The organism is Curtobacterium sp. MCLR17_032 (assembly GCF_003234795.2).
GTDB lineage: Bacteria > Actinomycetota > Actinomycetes > Actinomycetales > Microbacteriaceae > Curtobacterium.
In genome coordinates, this window is the sequence record NZ_CP126268.1 from 963,068 (window position 1) to 979,607 (window position 16,540).

Here is a 16,540-nt window from a genome sequence, read left to right on the forward strand (position 1 = left end):
CTGATCCGGTCTCGGTGCATCCAAGCACGGTGTGCACGCGCCGGACATGGGTGCAGGCCGCGTATCTGCAGCTCGGGGGCGAGTTCGCAGCTGGCCGGCGGCCGGCGACGCTGCTCGCGCTAGCATCCAGCCATGGCCGACTGGCAGCAGGTCCCACCGATCGCGCTCCGTCGTCCGCCGGGCGGAGCGACCTCGGGCCTCGCGCTCGTCTGGCTCGCGCTGCCGGTGCAGGTGGTGCTGACCGGCGCCCTGACCTACGTCGTGCTCGCGGCGTGGTCGATCATCGGTGGTGCGTTCACCGAGGCGCTGCAGCTCTTCGGCTTCGCACTGGTCTCGACGCCGCTCACCGTCCTGGTGTTCGTCCTCGGGCTGCCGCTCCGCATCGTCTCCCGGGCACGAGGGTGGTGGATCCGTCGAGCCGGCTGGACGTTCGCGGTGTTCGGGGTCGCCGTCGCGGTCCTCTGCCTGTCCTACGTGGTCGGAACGGCCGGCCCGGTGCACAACGAGGCGTACGCCGACCAGCCCGCGACCGACGGCTACGAACCCGACCCGCGGGTCTTCCTGCCCGCACTCGGCGTGTTCGCCTTCGCGTCGATGCACCTGCTCCCGCCGCTCCGCCGCGCGCGGGACGTGCGGTGACGAGGACACACGTGGGACGAGACCGAGGCGTCACCGCGACCCTCGTGGCGGGCGTGGCCACGGTCCTCCTGGCCGGGTGCGCCGTCCACAGCACGCCGGCCGACGTCGGCGGCGAGCCGTCGACGGCGTCCGGGCTGCACGCCCGGCGCGCTGCCGTCGACGGGCTCCGGCACCACGACGAGCGTCGCTTCGACGCGGCGGTCAGCCGGGGACAGCGGGCGACCGCGGCGACAGCGTGGCGCACGTGTGCTCCGGCACTCGCCGTGCGGCCGGACGCGGAGGCGCGGGTGACGTTCGACGACGCCGTCGTCCCGGAGACCATCGGCGTCATCGACCACCCCGTCACACGTGGAGCCCCCGGATGCTGGGTGACGCTCTCCTGGTCCGCGGGGCACGGCTGGTCCGCAGCGGCCGAGCGCACGGCCGGCGAACCGCGTCTGTGAACGGCGTCCGACCGGCTGGTGACCTGTCGGTAGCATGACGGGGTGCCTGATCCGTTCATCGACCTGCACGCTCACTCGAGCGTCTCCGACGGCACCGAGCGCCCGGGGGAGCTGGTCCGGGCCGCTGCGGCCAGCGGCCTCGACGGCGTCGCCCTGACCGACCACGACACCACCGCGGGCTGGCACGAGGCCGCCGAAGCCGTCCGGCAGCTGCCGATGACGCTGGTGCCCGGGCTCGAGCTCAGCACCCGGATCGGCTGGCGGAGCGTGCACGTGCTCGGCTACCTGGTCGACCCGGAGGACCCGGGTCTCGTCGCCGAGACCACCGCGATCCGTGACGGCCGCCTCACCCGCGCCCGCAGCATGGTCGACGCGATCGGCCGCGACCACCCGATCACCTGGGACGACGTCCTGGCCGAGTCGAGCGAGGGGGCCACCATCGGCCGCCCGCACATCGCCGACGCGCTGGTGCGGCTCGGCCTCGAGTCCGACCGCAGCGCGGCGTTCCGCGGCATCCTCCACCCGTCCTCCGGCTACTACCAGCCGCACGACGCCCCGTCGCCGCTGCGTGGCGTCGAGCTCATCCGTGCCGCCGGTGGGGTGCCCGTGATCGCCCACCCGGCAGCGTCGTCCCGGGGGATCGTGATCGACGAGCCGATGCTCCGCGAACTCGTCGACGCGGGTCTCGCCGGCCTGGAGGTCGACCACCGCGAGAACCAGGCACACGGCAAGCGCACCCTGCTGGACTGGACCCAGCAGTTCGGTCTCTTCGTCACCGGGTCGAGCGACTACCACGGCGAGGGCAAGCCGAACCGCCTCGGCGAGCACCGCACGTGCCGCCGGTCGTTCGACGCGATCGTCGAGCAGGCCACCGGCAGCGAGCCGGTCGTCGGGCCGGGGTCGCGGCTGTCCTGAAGCGGCGGGCCTGACCCGGCTGGGCACGACCCGGGCTGGCCGGACGCGGTCCTGCGGGCCCGGCCACGGGCCTCCCGTCCGCACGACGCGGACCGGACCGTGGCACGACGACGGCCCCGTCACCGAGGTGACGGGGCCGATCGACCTGGAGGTGCTACTCGCCGTCCGCGGAACCCTGCGGTGCCGAGGCGGTCGCCTCCGACGATCCGCTGCCGCCACGGCGGCGACGGCGGCGACGACGCTTCTGCGTTCCGTCACCCGACTCGTCACCGGCGGCGGGAGCCGGAGCACCCTCGACCGTGCCAGCGGCGGTGGTGACGTCCTGCGCGTCCTCGGCGGGCGCGGTGCGCTCCGCTGCCGGACGGTCACCGGAGCCGCGACGCGAGCCGGACGACTCCGACCCGGCGGACCGGGTGCGGTTCCGCGACCGGGAATCGCCGGCGCTGCCAGAACGCGAGCCGGAGTCGGAGCGCGAGTCGGAGCCCGAGCGCGAGCCCGATCGCGAACCGGCCGACGACTTCTCGGTGCCGGCGGTGGCGGCGTGCGAGGTCGTGCCGGGCAGGCGGCCCTTGGTGCCGACCGGGATGTCCAGGTCGGTGAACAGGTGCGGGGACGACGAGTACGTCTCGACGGGCTCGGGGATGCCGAACTCGAGCGCCTTGTCGATCAGCGTCCACTTGTGCAGATCGTCCCAGTCGACGAACGTGACCGCGATGCCGGTCTTGCCGGCACGGCCGGTGCGACCGGCGCGGTGCAGGTACGTGTCCGGGTCGTCCGGGATCGTGTGGTTGATGACGTGCGTGACGTCGTCCACGTCGATGCCACGGGCGGCGACGTCGGTCGCGATGAGGACGTCGCGCTTGCCGGCCTTGAAGGCGGCCATCGCACGCTCGCGCTGCTCCTGGTTGAGGTCACCGTGGACGGCGGCGGCGTTGAAGCCGCGGTCCTTCAGCTCCTCGACGATGCGGGCAGCGGCACGCTTGGTGCGCGTGAAGATGACGGTCTTGCCGCGACCCTCGGCCTGGAGGATGCGGGCGATGACCTCGTCCTTGTCCAGGGAGTGCGCGCGGTAGATGACGTGCTTGATGTTCGCCTGCATGAGACCCTCGTCGGGGTCCGTCGCGCGGATGTGCACCGGACGCGACATGAAGCGGCGGGCCAGCGCGACGATCGGTGCCGGCATCGTCGCCGAGAACAGCATCGTGTGCCGCACCTCGGGCACGGCCTGGAAGATCCGCTCGATGTCCGAGAGGAACCCGAGGTCGAGCATGCGGTCGGCCTCGTCGAGGACGATCTCCTGCACGTGCGAGAGGTCGAGGAGACGCTGGCGCTGCAGGTCGATGAGACGACCGGGCGTCCCGACGACGATCTGCGCGCCGGCCTTGAGCTGCTCGACCTGGCCCTCGTACGCCTTGCCGCCGTAGATCGAGACGAGCTTGGTCGGACGGTTCACCATCGCGGACTCGAGGTCCTCGCTCACCTGCACGGCGAGCTCGCGGGTGGGGACGACGACGAGCGCCTTCACACCCGGTGCGGGGTCGGCGCCGATGCGCTGGATCAGCGGCAGGCCGAACCCGAAGGTCTTGCCGGTGCCGGTCTTGGCCTGACCGATGATGTCCTGGCCGGTCAGGGCGAGCGGGATCGTCTGCTGCTGGATCGGGAAGGGCTCGATGATGCCCTTGCTCGCGAGCGCATCGACGATGTCCTGCTCGATCTGGAGTTCTGAGAAAGTCAAAGAAGTTCACCCTGTTCGTGGGGAGGAGTCCGGGCCAGTCTACCGACGTGCCGGAGGGGTATCACCCGACCCGTATGCTGGGCGGGTGGTGTCGTGGTGGAACCGGAAGCGTGCTGGGCAACTCGCTGCAACCTGGCTCGCGTCGCGGAACCCGCGCAGCGGGACCGTCGAGCGTCTGCAGTTGGACAACGTCAGCCCTGAGCTGGACGTCTACCTCGGCCAGGCGGCCTACCTGCAGCTGTCGCTGTACGAGACCATGGGCCGTGCCGGCGCCGGTGCGCCGACGCTCTCGGGCCGTCTGGTCACCGGGGTGCTCGCGACGACCGCTCTCGAGCGGCACCGTGCCATCGTGGCCGAGATCGAGCGTGGCGGCAAGGAGCCAGCCGATCTGATGGCCCCGCACCGGGACGCGATCGATCGTTTCCTCGAGCGCACGAGCGGTGCCGACTGGTACGAGTCGATGCTTACCGGGTACGTCACCGCCGGCATCCTCAACGACCTGTTCGCCAACCTGCTGCGGTCGCTGCCGATCGACGTGCGGCAGCGCCTGCGCACGGTGTTCGACACCCGCGAAGAGCCCGCGGTGGTCGAGGAACTGACCGCCCGCATCGACGAGGACCCGGTCGTGGCGTCCCGTCTGGCGATGTGGGGCCGACGGCTCGTTGGCGACACGCTGCTCGTGGCCCGGTCGGCGCTGGCGTCCCACGCCCGGGAGGACCAGGAGCGGCTCGAGCCGGTCTGGACCGAACTCATCGCGGCGCACACCCGCCGGATGGACGCCCTCGGGCTGACCGCCTGACCGCCTGACCGTCTGATGGCCTGGCCGTCCGATGGCCTGGCCGAGCGCCGGCGGTGTCGTGGCCGCAGCTGCGCTAGGCGCCCTGCTTGACCATCCGCTCGTAGTGCGCGTCGTCCGCTGCGGTGCGGCGTCGGCCCAGCACCACCTCGACGACGAGCGCGGCGGCGGCGGCAGCCACCAGGGCGACGACCCAGATCCAGGTCCCGCCGTACGACCAGCCGGCCCAGGTCAGGGCCTCCCACAGGACGGCCGCCACGATGCCGCCGACCACGGGGCCGATCAGCACCCCACGGGTCATGCGCCAGGGCACGACGACGTGGGCGACCGCCCCGAGGAGGATCCCGCCGAGCACGGCGAAGAGGAGCTCCATGCGGGGAGCGTCAGGCGAAGAAGCCGATGCGGCGCGACTCTTCGGCGCCCACCTCGACGTACGCGAGCGATCCGACCGGCACGATGAACCGGCGGCCCTTGTCGTCGGTGAGGGAGATGTGCGTCGCCTTGGCCGCGAGCGCGTCAGCCACGGCGGTCTCGATCTCGTCGGCGGTCTGCGCCGTCTCGAAACTGATCTCGCGGGGGCTGTTGATGATGCCGATCTTGATGTCCACGACCTCACCCTAGTCGAGCGTCCCCGGGCGGCCCGGAGCGTTCGCCGCGGGCGCACGGCCGCGTCCGCACCCCGGCGCGGGCGGCCCGGGATGTCGGCTGCGGTGGGTACCGTACGACCGTGCCACCGACCACCCTGACGCCCGCGCCGGACCTCGGCTCGGTCGCGCGCGCACTGGTCGACGACCCGGCGCAGCAGGCGGTGCTCGCCCTGCCCGACGGGGTGCACGCGGCGGTCATCGGCGCTCCGGGGACCGGCAAGACGAGCACGTTGACGCGGCTCGTGGCCGACCGGTCCGCCCGCCCCGGCGCGATCGACCCCTCCGGGCACGGCACCGTCCTCGCGCTGACCTCGGCGCGTGTCGCCGCGACCGCACTCCGCGACCGTCTGGCGGCCGCCGTCGACCGGGTCACGCCGGGCGCCCTGGCACGGACGGTCAACTCCCTCGCCTTCCAGGTGGTGGCGCACGCGGCCTCGGTCCAGGGGCAGGAGGCACCGACCCTGCTGACCGGCGGCGAACAGGACCGGATCATCGCGGACCTCCTGGACGGCCACGAACTCGACGGCACCGGACCGGACTGGCCGGCGCCGATCACCGAGGTGGTCCGCGAGCGGGCCGGCTTCCGCACGGCGCTCCGCGACCTGATGATGCGCGCGGTCGCCGCCGGCATCGAACCCGACGACATGCGCGAGCTCGGCGACGACACCGGTCACCCCGAGTGGCGGGCGGTGGGCGACTTCGTCGACGAGTACCGCGCGGCCGTCACCGCCTTCCGGTCGACCAGCCTGGACGCCGCCGAACTCGTCGCCTTCGCGACCGCGGCAGTGCTCCGGGGGGACCTGCCGCCCGCCGTCGCCGCACTCCGTCTGGTGGTCGTCGACGACGTGCAGGAACTCGTCGAGGGCGAGATCGCCCTGCTCGGCGCCCTGGCCCGCTCCGGCGTGCAGGTCGTCGCGTTCGGGGACCCGGACATCGCCGCCTCCGCCTTCCGCGGCGGCGTCCCGGACGTCCTCGGCCGCCTCGGGCCACGGCTCGGCGTCCCGCAGGTCCAGGAGATCGTCCTCGGCACCGTGCACCGGCACGCGGCCCCGATCCGCGCGCTGGTCACCGGCATCACCGGGCGGATCGGCACCGCGGCTGCCGGTCGACAGCGGGCGGCCCTCGCCCGGGAGGCCCGTGGCCGCTCCGACGCCGTCCTGCACCTGGAAGCCCCCAGCCGTTCCGCGATGGTGGCCGCCGTGGCGAGACGTCTCCGCGAACACCGGCTGCTCGACGGCGTCCCGTGGCACCGCATGGTCGTCGTCACCCGCAGCGGTGCCGCGATCCCCGAACTGGTCCGGGCGCTCTCGGTGGCCGAGGTCCCCGCGACCGCCGGTGCCGCACCGACCCGCCCGCGGGACGACACGGCCTCCCGGACCCTGGTCGACGCCGCGGCCGTCGCGCTCGGGGTGCTCCCGCTCGACGCCGACCTGGCGACGTCGTTCGCCACCGGACCGCTCGGCGGGCTGGACACCCTGGCGATCCGTCGGCTGCGGCTGGCCCTCCGGCGGGAAGAGCTCGCCGGCGGTGGGACCCGGACGGCCGACGAACTGCTCGTCGACGCGCTCGGCGCCCCGGAACGCCTGGCCACGATCGACGCCGCCTTCGCCCGCCGTGCGATGCGGCTGGCCACGAGCTTCGTGACCGCCCGGCAGGACGCCGAGTCGGGGGCGAGCATCGAGGAGATCCTCTGGGGCCTCTGGGAACGCAGCGGCCTGGCCGGGGTGTGGCGCTCACAGTCCGTCGCCGGTGGGGTGGGCGCGGCCGAGGCCGACCGGCACCTCGACGCCGTGGTCGGGCTGTTCACCGCCGCGAAGCGCTTCGTCGAGCGGACGCCGGACGCGCCGGCGCGGGTGTTCGTCGACGACCTCCTCGGCGCCGACCTGCCGGAGGACTCGATCGGGCCGGACCGGACCGCCGGACGGGTCCGCGTGCTGACCCCCTCCGCCACGGTCGGACTGGAGTGTGACGTCGTGGTGGTCACGGGCCTCCAGGACGGCGTCTGGCCGAACTCGCGGGTGCGCGGCAGCCTGCTCGACCCGGACGGGCTGGTCCGGGCGGCGGCGGGGATCCCGCACTCGCCCACCGACGACCGGGCGGCGGTGATCGGTGACGAGCTCCGGCTGTTCGTGCGGGCGGTGTCCCGCGCGACGACCCAGGTGGTGATCGCGACCGTCGCGAACGACGACGAGTCACCGTCGCCGTTCGTGCGGCTGGTGCCGGTGCCGCCGGACCGGCAGGCGTCCGCGCACCCGCTGTCGTTGCGCGGGCTGGCCGGGTCGCTGCGCCGTCGGGTGGTGGCGACCGGGGACCACGAGGCGGCCTCGGCGCTGGCCCGTCTGGCGGCCGAGGACGTCCCCGGTGCGTCGCCCGACGACTGGTACGGCATCGTGGAACCGACGACCGACGCGCCCCTGGTCGACCTCGACGCGGAACCGGTCGTGCCCGACGTCGGCGAGGACGAGGACGGGGCCGCCGCCGAGCCGGTGCCGGCGACGGTGGCGGTGTCGCCCTCCCGGATCGGCACGTTCGAGGAGTGTCCGGTGCACTGGTTCGCGCAGACGTTCGGCGGCGGTGCCCCGAGCCCGGCGATGGGCATCGGGACGATCGTGCACGAGGCGATGGAACACGCGACCGACGTCGACGTCGAGTCGCTGTGGCACCGGGTCGAGGAACGGTGGGACGAGCTGACCTTCGAGTCGCCGTGGGTCGCGGACCGTGAGCGTGCCCGCACCCGGCGGATGATCGAGGGGCTCAGTGACTACCTGCGGACCTTCGCCAGCGCCGGCCGACGGGTGCTCGGCGCCGAGGCATCGTTCGCCCTCGTGACCGGCCCGGCGCGGGTGCGGGGGAGCATCGACCGCATCGAGGTCGACCCCGAGGGCCGGATCAGCATCGTCGACCTGAAGACCGGCCGCGTCATGCCGAGCGAGAAGAACGACATGCCCGCACACCCGCAGCTCGCCGCGTACCAGCTCGCGGTCGCCGACGGTGCGGTCGAGGGCGTGCCGGAGGGTGCGGACACCACCGACGCCCGACTCGTCTTCGTGCAGAACCCCAAGGGCGCGCACGCCTACTCCGAGCGGACGCAGCGGGCCCTCGACCCGGAATCGCGCGAGGCCTACCGCGAACGCCTGCACACCGTCGCACGCGGCATGGCCGGACGGACGTTCCTGGCGAACGTCGACGACCACTGCGACCGGGCCCGCACCGGCACCGAGTGCCGCATCCACGTGGTGGGCGAGGTGACCTGGTGAGCGACGAGACCACGGTTGCGGCTGCGGAAGTCGCCCCGACGGGAGGCGCGGTGCCGGACGAGCGTCCGGCCCGCCGCCGGTACGGGGCCGACGAGATCGCCGACGCCCTGGGCAAGCCCCGACCGACCGCGCAGCAGCGTGCCGTCATCGAGTCCCCGCTCGCCCCGGCCCTGGTGGTCGCGGGCGCCGGCAGCGGGAAGACCGAGACGATGGCCTCCCGGGTCGTCTGGCTGCTCGCGAACGGCTTCGTGCAGCCCGACCAGGTGCTCGGGCTGACCTTCACCCGCAAGGCCGCCGGTGAGCTCGGCGTCCGCATCAACGACCGGATCGGCGCGCTCGAGGACGTCGGGTTGATCGAGACCGGCGACGCCTTCCTCGCACCCACCGTGTCCACCTACAACGCGTTCGCGAACGCCGTCTTCCGCGAGAACGCCCTGCTCGTCGGGCGGGACGGCGAGTCCCAGGTGCTCACCGAACCCTCGGCGTGGCAGCTCGCCAGACGGGTCGTCGTCGCCGCACGGGACGACCGGCTCGCGGGCCTCGACCGGAACGTCGACACCATCACCGCCGCGGTCGTCGCGCTCGCCGGGGCCGCCTCCGAGCACCTCGTCGACCCGGCCGACCTCCGCCGGTTCGCGATCGACTTCGGCGACCTGCTCGAACTGCCGGGCTCCAGCCGCGGCACGCCCTACAGGGCCGTCACCGACGCCGTCGCCGCGATCGGCTCCCTCGAACCGCTCGCCGACCTGGTCGAGGAGTTCCGCCGCCAGAAAGTCGACCGCGGCTTCGTCGAGTTCTCGGACCAGATCGCCCTGGCGCTCGCCGCCGCGGACGCAGCACCGCGGGTGGCCGACGACCTGCGCTCCCGGTTCGCCGTGGTGCTGCTCGACGAGTACCAGGACACCTCGGTCGTGCAGACCCGCTTCCTGGCACGGCTGTTCCGCGACCACCCGGTGATGGCGGTCGGTGACCCGCACCAGTCCATCTACGGCTTCCGCGGGGCGAGCGCCGCGAACCTCGCACGGTTCCCGGCCGACTTCGGCGATGCGGCCGGCGAACCGGTCGTCACCTACGCCCTGTCGACCAGCTGGCGGAACCCGATCGACGTGCTGGCCGCCGCGAACGCCGTCGTCGAGCCGCTCTCGAGCGCGTCCGAGGTCCAGGTGGAGCGCCTCGAACCACGCCCCGGCGCCGACCGCGGGACCGTCGGCGTGGTGTTCCCGGAGACCCTGCCCGAAGAAGCCGACGCGGTGGCCGCCTGGTTCGCCGACCACCGGACCCGGAACCCCGGCGGGTCGATGGCGCTGCTGCTCCGCGCCCGGAAGGACCTCTCCGCGTTCACGGCGGCGCTCGGTGCCCGGGCGGTGCCGTACCACGTGCTCGGCACCGGGGGTCTGCTGCAGCGGCCGGAGATCGTCGACCTGGTGGCGTGCCTCCGCGTGCTGCACGACCCCGCCGCGGGCAACGACCTCATCCGTCTGCTCGCCGGGGCACGGTGGCGGATCGGCGCGGCCGACATCGTCGCGCTGCACGGCCTGGCCCGCTGGCTGTTCGGCCGCGACCACACGCACCGACGCCTCGACGACGAGGTCACCGCGGCGTTCCGGGCCTCGGTCGCCGCGGGGGAGCACGGGTCCGTCGTCGACGCGCTCGACTTCGTCACGACCGCGCCCGACGACCACTCGGCGCTCGACGCGATCAGCCCGGCCGGCCGGGAGCGCATGCGGGCACTCGGTGCGCAGCTGTCCTCGTTGCGGTCCCGTGCCGGCGGCGACCTGGTCGACTTCGTCACACTCGTGGTGCAGGAGATGCGGCTCGACATCGAGGTCAGCGCGCACGAGCAGGGCGGCTCCGCGTACCTCGACGCCTTCGTCGACGAGCTGAGCGGGTTCGTGCAGACCGACGACCGGGCCGACCTCGGCGCGTTCCTCGGCTGGATCGACGCCGCCGCGCGCCGCGACGACATGGGGCCGCGCTCCGAGGAACCCGAGGGCGGCACCGTCCAGATCCTCACCATCCACGGGTCGAAGGGGCTCGAGTGGGACGCGGTCGCCGTGCCCCGGATGGTCGAGGGCGGACTGCCGGCCCGGCCGCAGGAGGGCTCGACCGGCTGGCTCGGCTTCGGCCGGCTGCCGTACGAGTTCCGCGGTGACGCCGACGAGCTGCCACGCCTGGCCTGGCGGGGACAGGAGACCCAGAAGGACGTCGTCGACGCGATCGACGCCTTCAAGGACGAGGTCAAGGCGCGGAACGAGGACGAGGAACGCCGGCTGACCTACGTCGCGCTGACCCGGTCGAAGCACGAACTGCTCGTCAGCGGATCGTCCTGGTCGACCGGCGTGAAGCCCACCGCGCCGAGCCGGTACCTGCACGACCTGGTCGAGGCCGGGGTGCTCGCCGCGGACCGGATCCCGGACGGCACGACCCACGAATCGAACCCGCTCGGCGACCAGGGAGCGTCGCAGACCTGGCCGCACGTGCCCTTCGGCTCCCGCGGGCCGCGGGTGCTCGCCGCGGCGGACCGGGTCCGGAACGCGAACCCCGGTGCCGCCGGCCGGTACGCCGCCGACATCGACCTGCTGCTCGCGGAACGACGGGCCTCGCGGTCGGCCGCCCACCAGGTCGTCGTCCCGCACCGGGTGCCGGCGTCCGGCTTCAAGGACTACCTCGGTGAGCCCGACAAGGTGGCCGAGCGGCTGCGCCGACCGATGCCGGAACGCCCCTACCGGGCGACACGTCTCGGCACGCTGTTCCACCAGTGGGTCGAGCAGCGCGCCCGCGGCGAGGCCCCGGCAGCGCTCGGCGGCTGGGACGGCGGGTTCGACGCGTGGGCCGGCGAGCTCGACCTGGATCCCGACGAGACGACCGAGGGTGGTCCGGCCGCGGCCGGCGAGGTCCCGGTCAGCGACGACGACGCCCGACGGCTGGCCGACTTCCAGGACACCTTCGCCCGCTCACGGTGGGCAGGGCTCACCCCGGTCGAGGTCGAGCGCGAGATCCACATCCCGTTCCTCGGCCACAGCGTCGTCTGCAAGCTCGACGCCGTGTACGAGATCGACGGGCGCATCGAGGTCGTCGACTGGAAGACCGGCAAGGCCCCGAGCGGCGCCGACGACCTCGACCGGCGGCAGTTGCAGCTCGCGCTGTACCGGGTCGCGTACGCCGAGTTCACCGGGCGGCCGATCACGGACGTCGACGCGGTGTTCTACTTCGTCGCCGACGACCTGGAGGTCCGACCGTCGGCGCTGCTCGACCGTGCCGGACTCGAGCGCGCATGGCGGGAGGCGATCGGCTGACGCGGGTCGTGCCTCCCGACCGGCGCCGTGCCGCGCGCACGCGTCGATTCGCGGGACACCGGTGTTCGTCGAACGCACCGCGTGTTCCCGCGATGTATCGGACGAACACCGGTGTTCGTCGAACGCACCGCGTGTTCCCGCGATGTATCGGACGAACACCGGTGTCCCGCGGGCCCGGCCGACCTCCCGGCCGGCGTGTCAGCTGTGGCGGCGCTCGGTCGAGGAGAGCAGCTGCTCGACCTCGCCGATCTCCATCGTCTCCGGCGACACCGCCTGCAGCGGCGCGGCCGTCGGGGCGTGCACGGCCTCGGCGAGGCGGTGCATCATCGCGACCGCGTCGTCGACGACCTCGGTGCTCTTCACCTGGACGCCGTGCAGCAGCCACTGTGCGGTCTCGAGTTCGTGGTGCACGCGGGCGCGCTGTCCGAGCTGACGGTCACGACCGCCACCACCCGCGGTGTAGGCGCTGAGCACGGTGTCGAACGCCTCGCGGCGGCCGGCGAGCACCCACGCCAGGTCCTTGGCCGGGTCGCCGAGCCGCAGTTCGCCCCAGCCGAGGACGCCCGTGACGTCGTCCCCCTGGACGAGGACCGAGTCGAGACCGAGCGAGCCGTGCACGACGGTCGGCGTGAACTGCCAGAGCTGCTGGTCGCGAGCGGCGCCCTCCCAGCGTTCCTGCAGTGCGTCCGGCACGAGCTTCGTCGCGACGGCGCGGTCCATCACGGACACGGCCGAGCGGAGCACCTCGAAGGGCGTCAGGGACGGCAGGCCGGCATCGGTCACGAAGCTGGTCGGCAGGGCGTGCAGTGCGGCGATCGCGCGACCGACGCTGGTGGCCAGCTCGGGCCGGTCGGTCAGGTCGCGGAGCGCGGGGTGCGCGCCCTCGACGTAGGACGTCAGGATGGCGCGGGTCGACCCGATCGGCGCCTGTCCGCGGTACTCCGGCACGGCGAACGGGAGGCGCGTGCGGATCCCGGCGCTCAGGGCGCGGATCGCGACGAGGTCGGCGGACTGGCGCGCTTCCGCGCGCTGGTTCCGGGGACGACGGATCGCCGAGGAGCGGCCGTCGGCGTCGCGGACGACAGCCGACTCGTAGTCGCCGCCGGCCACCGAGCCGAGCGTGCGTGTGCCTGTCAGGACCAGCCCGGGCACGGCCGTGGTCGCCAACGCGGCTAGAGTGAACTGCGATCCCGCCATGCCCAACAGGGTAGGTCCGCGGCGCATCCGATCGGTGCGCGCCACGCTGACCCGGGACGTGTCGACCACCAGGAGATCCGTGTGACCGTGGAGTTCGCCGCCCGGCTGCCGCTCGCCCGCAACGAGCTCGACCGCGACGCGGAGCACCGTTCCACGCCCGACCTCGAGCGGGTGCTGCGCGACGACCCGACCACCCGGTTCCTGCCGGTCCACCGCGGCGCCATGCTTCGGAACGCCGACGGCACGCTGCGCTTCGTCGACGCCGACCAGGTGCCGGACGATGCCACCCTGCTCTACCTCGGTCGCGCGGTCAGCGACGCCCCGGACGCCACGGCGGGCACCCGCTTCGTCGCGGCCCTCGTCGACGACGCGGCGGCCGCCCGGATCGAGCCGGACACCGACGTGTGGGAGAACCTCCGCATGTTCGGCACCGAGCTCTCCGCGCGTGACCAGGGCCTGGCGGTCGAGGCCGTGGCGATGGCGAACTGGCACGCCGTGCACGGGTTCTCGCCGCGCACCGGTTCGCCGACCGAGTCCACCGTCGGCGGCTGGGTCCGCCGGGACCCCGAGGGCCACCAGCACTTCCCGCGCACCGACGCCGCGATCATCGTCGGGATCACCGACGGGCAGGACCGGATCCTGCTCGGCTCGAACGCCGCCTGGGACGCGAACCGGTACTCGCTGCTCGCCGGGTTCGTCGAGCCGGGGGAGTCCCTCGAGGACGCCGTCCGGCGCGAGGTCTTCGAGGAAGCCGGCGTCACCATCGAGGAGCCCGAGTACCTCGGCTCGCAGCCCTGGCCGTTCCCGGCGTCGCTGATGGTCGGCTTCCGAGCCCGCGCGGTCGACGGCGACCCCTCCTCCGCCCGCCCGGACGGTGTGGAGATCATCGACGTCCGCTGGTTCTCGCGCGACGAGATCCGCGAGCAGGCCGGCGACACGGTGCTGCTGCCCGGCCGGACCTCCATCGCCCGCGTGATCATCGAGGAGTGGTACGGCGGGCCGCTCGACCTGCCGTGACCCCCACAGCCGGACCCGTCGACCCGACGACGCCCTCGCCGGACGCCCTGCTCGCCGCGCTCGACGCCGAGCAGCGCACCGTCGCCCGGACGCTCCTCGGCCCGGTCGCGGTCCTGGCCGGTGCCGGCACCGGCAAGACCCGGGCGATCACGCACCGGATCGCGTACGGCGTCGCCACCGGCACCTACTCGCCGAACCACGTCCTGGCGCTGACCTTCACCACCCGCGCCGCCGGTGAGCTGCGCTCCCGGCTGCGTGCCCTGGGCGCCGGAGCCGTGCAGGCCCGGACCTTCCACGCGGCGGCGATGTCGCAGCTCGGGTACTTCTGGCCGGACACCGTCGGCGGGCACGCGCCCGGCCTGGTGGAGTCGAAGGGGCGGGTGATCGCGCACGCGGCCGACACGATCGGGCTACGGGTGGACACCCCGGTGCTCCGCGACCTGGCCGGCGAGGTCGAGTGGCGGAAGGTGCAGCGCCTCACCTACGACGAGTACGAGGCCGCGGCGTCCGAGCGCACCATGCCGCGGGACACCTCGCCGTCGCGGGTCGTCGACCTGATGCGCGCCTACGAACGGCTCAAGGACGACCGTCGGCAGATGGACTTCGAGGACGTGCTGCTGCTGACGCTCGGCATGGTGGAGTCCGAGCCCCGGGTGGCGTCCTTCGTGCGGCAGCAGTACCGCTTCTTCGTGGTGGACGAGTACCAGGACGTCTCGCCCGTCCAGCACGACCTGCTCCGGGCGTGGCTCGGCGGACGGGACGACCTGTGCGTCGTCGGGGACGCCAGTCAGACGATCTACTCGTTCACCGGTGCCTCGAGCCGCTACCTGCTCGGGTTCGGTTCGGAGTTCCCGCGCGCGGCGGTGCTCCGGCTGGAACGGAACTACCGGTCCACCCGGGAGGTCGTGCTCGCGGCCAACGCCCTGATGCGCGGCCAGCCGGGGGCGCTGGACCTCGTCGCGCAGGAGACCACCCCCGGCCCCGAACCGGTCGTGCTGCCCTGCGTCCACGACGGTGACGAGGCGGCCACCATCGCCCGACGCATCGCCGAGCTCGTGACCGGCGGTGCCGCGTACGGCGACTGCGCGGTGCTGTTCCGCGTCGGCGCCCAGTCCGCCGCGATCGAGTCGGCGCTCGCCCGCAACGGGATCCCGTACCGGGTGCAGGGCGGCAAGCGGTTCTTCGACCGACCGGAGGTCAAGCTCGCCGTGCACCACATGCGTGGCGAGGCGGTCCGGCAGACCGACGACGAGCTGCTGCGCCGCGTGGAGCTCGTCCTGCAGATCAGCGGGTGGACCCGCACCGCCCCCGAGGGCACCGGCGCCGTCCGCGAACAGTGGGAGGCGCTGCAGGCGATCATGCAGCTCGCCGAGAACGCACCCGCCGACACGACGATGCAGCAGTTCACCGCGGACCTGGTCGACCGCGCGGCCACCCACCACGAGCCGGAGCTCGACGCCGTCACCCTCGCGACGCTGCACTCGTCGAAGGGCCTGGAGTGGCCGCACGTGGTGCTCGCCGGCGTCGCCGAAGGGCTGCTGCCGATCTCGTACGCCACCACCGACGACGGCATCGACGAAGAGCGCCGCCTGTTCTACGTCGGCATCACCCGTGCCCGTCGTTCCTTGACCATGACGTGGTCGGCGCAGGGCTCGTCACGGGGCGGACCCCGGGTGGCGAGTCGGTTCCTGGCAGCGATCGGCACGCACACCGCGGATGCGGAGCGACCCACCGCCGGGTGACCGACAGGTCGGCCCGGTCGAACACCAGCTGCTCGGCGTCCGGCCGCTGCACGACCAGCGGCAGCCGGTCGAGGACCGTCCGGGCCACGGTGGCCGCCAGGCTGGCCGCACGCCACGGGGACAGCGCCGCGGCCGGTCGTCCCCACACCTGCGCGGCGATCGCCGGCCAGGCCGGGTCGGCGTCGGTCCGTTCCAGCTCCACGCACTGGAGGCACGGCCCGGCTCCCGGCACCAGGAACGGTCCGACGCGGACCCGGCCGTCGCCGACGACGACCGGCAGGTGCGGCACCGACCGCCGGGTCCACGCGGACCGGACGACCGGGTCGGTCACGTGGTCGGCGACGAGGACGGCCAGCGCCGGCGGTGGGTCCGGCTCGGGCACCGGGCCACCCCGCGGAGCGAGCGTCCGGACGACGGTCACGCCGTCGCCGGTGAGCATCCGGTCGAGTTCGTCGGCGAGGGGCCCGACGCCAGCGACCTCGACCCGGGCGAGGGGCTCCGGCAGCATGTCGACGACCGCGGCGGCGGCGTCGCCGAGGACCCGGGCGGCCGCGGCCGGTGCGCAGCCGACGCTCCGTGCCAGCCCGGCCATCACGTCCCGGGCGGTCTCACGTCGGAGCGCGCAGAGGAACCGCTCCTCGGCCGTGGTCGGGACCGGCACCACGGCACGCGGCGGGTCGACCCCGAGCTGCACGGTGCACGGGTCGCGCCACACGAATTCGAGCGTCGGATCGATGCGGATGCCCATGGGGCCAACGCTCGCGCATCACCGGTGTCGGCCGGAGGCGGACGGCGTGATCTGTGGACAACCCCGGGGCGGGCCGGCAGGTGTGGACGGGAGGCGGGGCGCGCCTCC

At 73.7% G+C, this 16,540-nt stretch carries 12 protein-coding genes and 1 pseudogene; 8 read left to right on the forward strand and 5 right to left on the reverse strand.

The features are described 5' to 3' along the window. Positions 1-132: 132 nt before the first annotated feature. The 3 genes from DEI97_RS04585 to DEI97_RS04595 are packed head-to-tail and all read left to right on the forward strand — an operon-like array spanning position 133 to position 1,997. Positions 133-639, forward strand: coding sequence for a hypothetical protein (locus DEI97_RS04585; protein WP_111075653.1), 507 nt, complete (start codon positions 133-135; stop codon positions 637-639). Between the two features lie 11 nt (positions 640-650). Continuing rightward, positions 651-1,082, forward strand: coding sequence for a hypothetical protein (locus DEI97_RS04590; protein ID WP_111075652.1), 432 nt, complete (start codon positions 651-653; stop codon positions 1,080-1,082). A gap of 42 nt (positions 1,083-1,124) precedes the next feature. Next, positions 1,125-1,997, forward strand: coding sequence for a PHP domain-containing protein (locus tag DEI97_RS04595; RefSeq protein WP_111075651.1), 873 nt, complete (start codon positions 1,125-1,127; stop codon positions 1,995-1,997). A 154-nt stretch (positions 1,998-2,151) separates the two neighbouring features. Here DEI97_RS04595 and DEI97_RS04600 read toward each other — a convergent pair whose 3' ends face one another. Next, on the reverse strand, positions 2,152-3,732 hold the full coding sequence (locus DEI97_RS04600; RefSeq protein ID WP_111075650.1) for a DEAD/DEAH box helicase: 1,581 nt from the start codon (positions 3,730-3,732) through the stop codon (positions 2,152-2,154). 85 nt (positions 3,733-3,817) lie between these two features. Between DEI97_RS04600 and DEI97_RS04605 the strand changes: the two genes are divergently transcribed. Beyond that, a complete protein-coding gene (locus tag DEI97_RS04605; RefSeq protein WP_258376757.1) occupies positions 3,818-4,531 on the forward strand; it encodes a ferritin-like fold-containing protein in 714 nt (237 codons plus the stop codon). A 73-nt stretch (positions 4,532-4,604) separates the two neighbouring features. Here the strand turns inward: DEI97_RS04605 and DEI97_RS04610 are convergent, their stop codons facing one another. After that, positions 4,605-4,901: a hypothetical protein gene (locus tag DEI97_RS04610; RefSeq protein WP_111075649.1), complete on the reverse strand. Its 297-nt coding sequence runs from the start codon at positions 4,899-4,901 to the stop codon at positions 4,605-4,607. A gap of 10 nt (positions 4,902-4,911) precedes the next feature. Beyond that, positions 4,912-5,136 (reverse strand): DUF3107 domain-containing protein, encoded by a 225-nt coding sequence (locus DEI97_RS04615; RefSeq protein ID WP_111075648.1) that lies wholly within the window; start codon positions 5,134-5,136, stop codon positions 4,912-4,914. Between the two features lie 119 nt (positions 5,137-5,255). Here DEI97_RS04615 and DEI97_RS04620 point away from each other — a divergent pair, with 119 nt between their 5' ends. Beyond that, the gene (locus DEI97_RS04620; RefSeq protein WP_111075647.1) at positions 5,256-8,432 is read left to right on the forward strand and encodes an ATP-dependent helicase; all 3,177 of its coding nucleotides are present in this window, start codon (positions 5,256-5,258) and stop codon (positions 8,430-8,432) included. Next, positions 8,429-11,728: an ATP-dependent DNA helicase gene (locus tag DEI97_RS04625; protein ID WP_258376756.1), complete on the forward strand. Its 3,300-nt coding sequence runs from the start codon at positions 8,429-8,431 to the stop codon at positions 11,726-11,728. Before DEI97_RS04620 ends, DEI97_RS04625 begins: the two co-directional genes overlap by 4 nt. A gap of 198 nt (positions 11,729-11,926) precedes the next feature. Here the strand turns inward: DEI97_RS04625 and DEI97_RS04630 are convergent, their stop codons facing one another. After that, positions 11,927-12,925, reverse strand: coding sequence for a phosphotransferase (locus DEI97_RS04630; protein ID WP_111075724.1), 999 nt, complete (start codon positions 12,923-12,925; stop codon positions 11,927-11,929). Positions 12,926-13,006: 81 nt separating this feature from the next. Between DEI97_RS04630 and nudC the strand changes: the two genes are divergently transcribed. Both nudC and DEI97_RS04640 read left to right on the forward strand, forming a co-directional pair. Then, the gene (gene nudC / locus DEI97_RS04635; protein WP_111075646.1) at positions 13,007-13,942 is read left to right on the forward strand and encodes an NAD(+) diphosphatase; all 936 of its coding nucleotides are present in this window, start codon (positions 13,007-13,009) and stop codon (positions 13,940-13,942) included. After that, a complete protein-coding gene (locus DEI97_RS04640) occupies positions 13,939-15,684 on the forward strand; it encodes an ATP-dependent helicase (RefSeq protein WP_181439314.1) in 1,746 nt (581 codons plus the stop codon). The genes nudC and DEI97_RS04640 overlap by 4 nt, the downstream gene beginning before the upstream one ends. Here DEI97_RS04640 and DEI97_RS17705 read toward each other — a convergent pair. Then, positions 15,638-16,432, reverse strand: a pseudogene (locus DEI97_RS17705) (TOMM precursor leader peptide-binding protein); the annotation flags it as partial. The gene DEI97_RS04640 and the pseudogene DEI97_RS17705 overlap by 47 nt on opposite strands. Positions 16,433-16,540 lie beyond the last annotated feature (108 nt).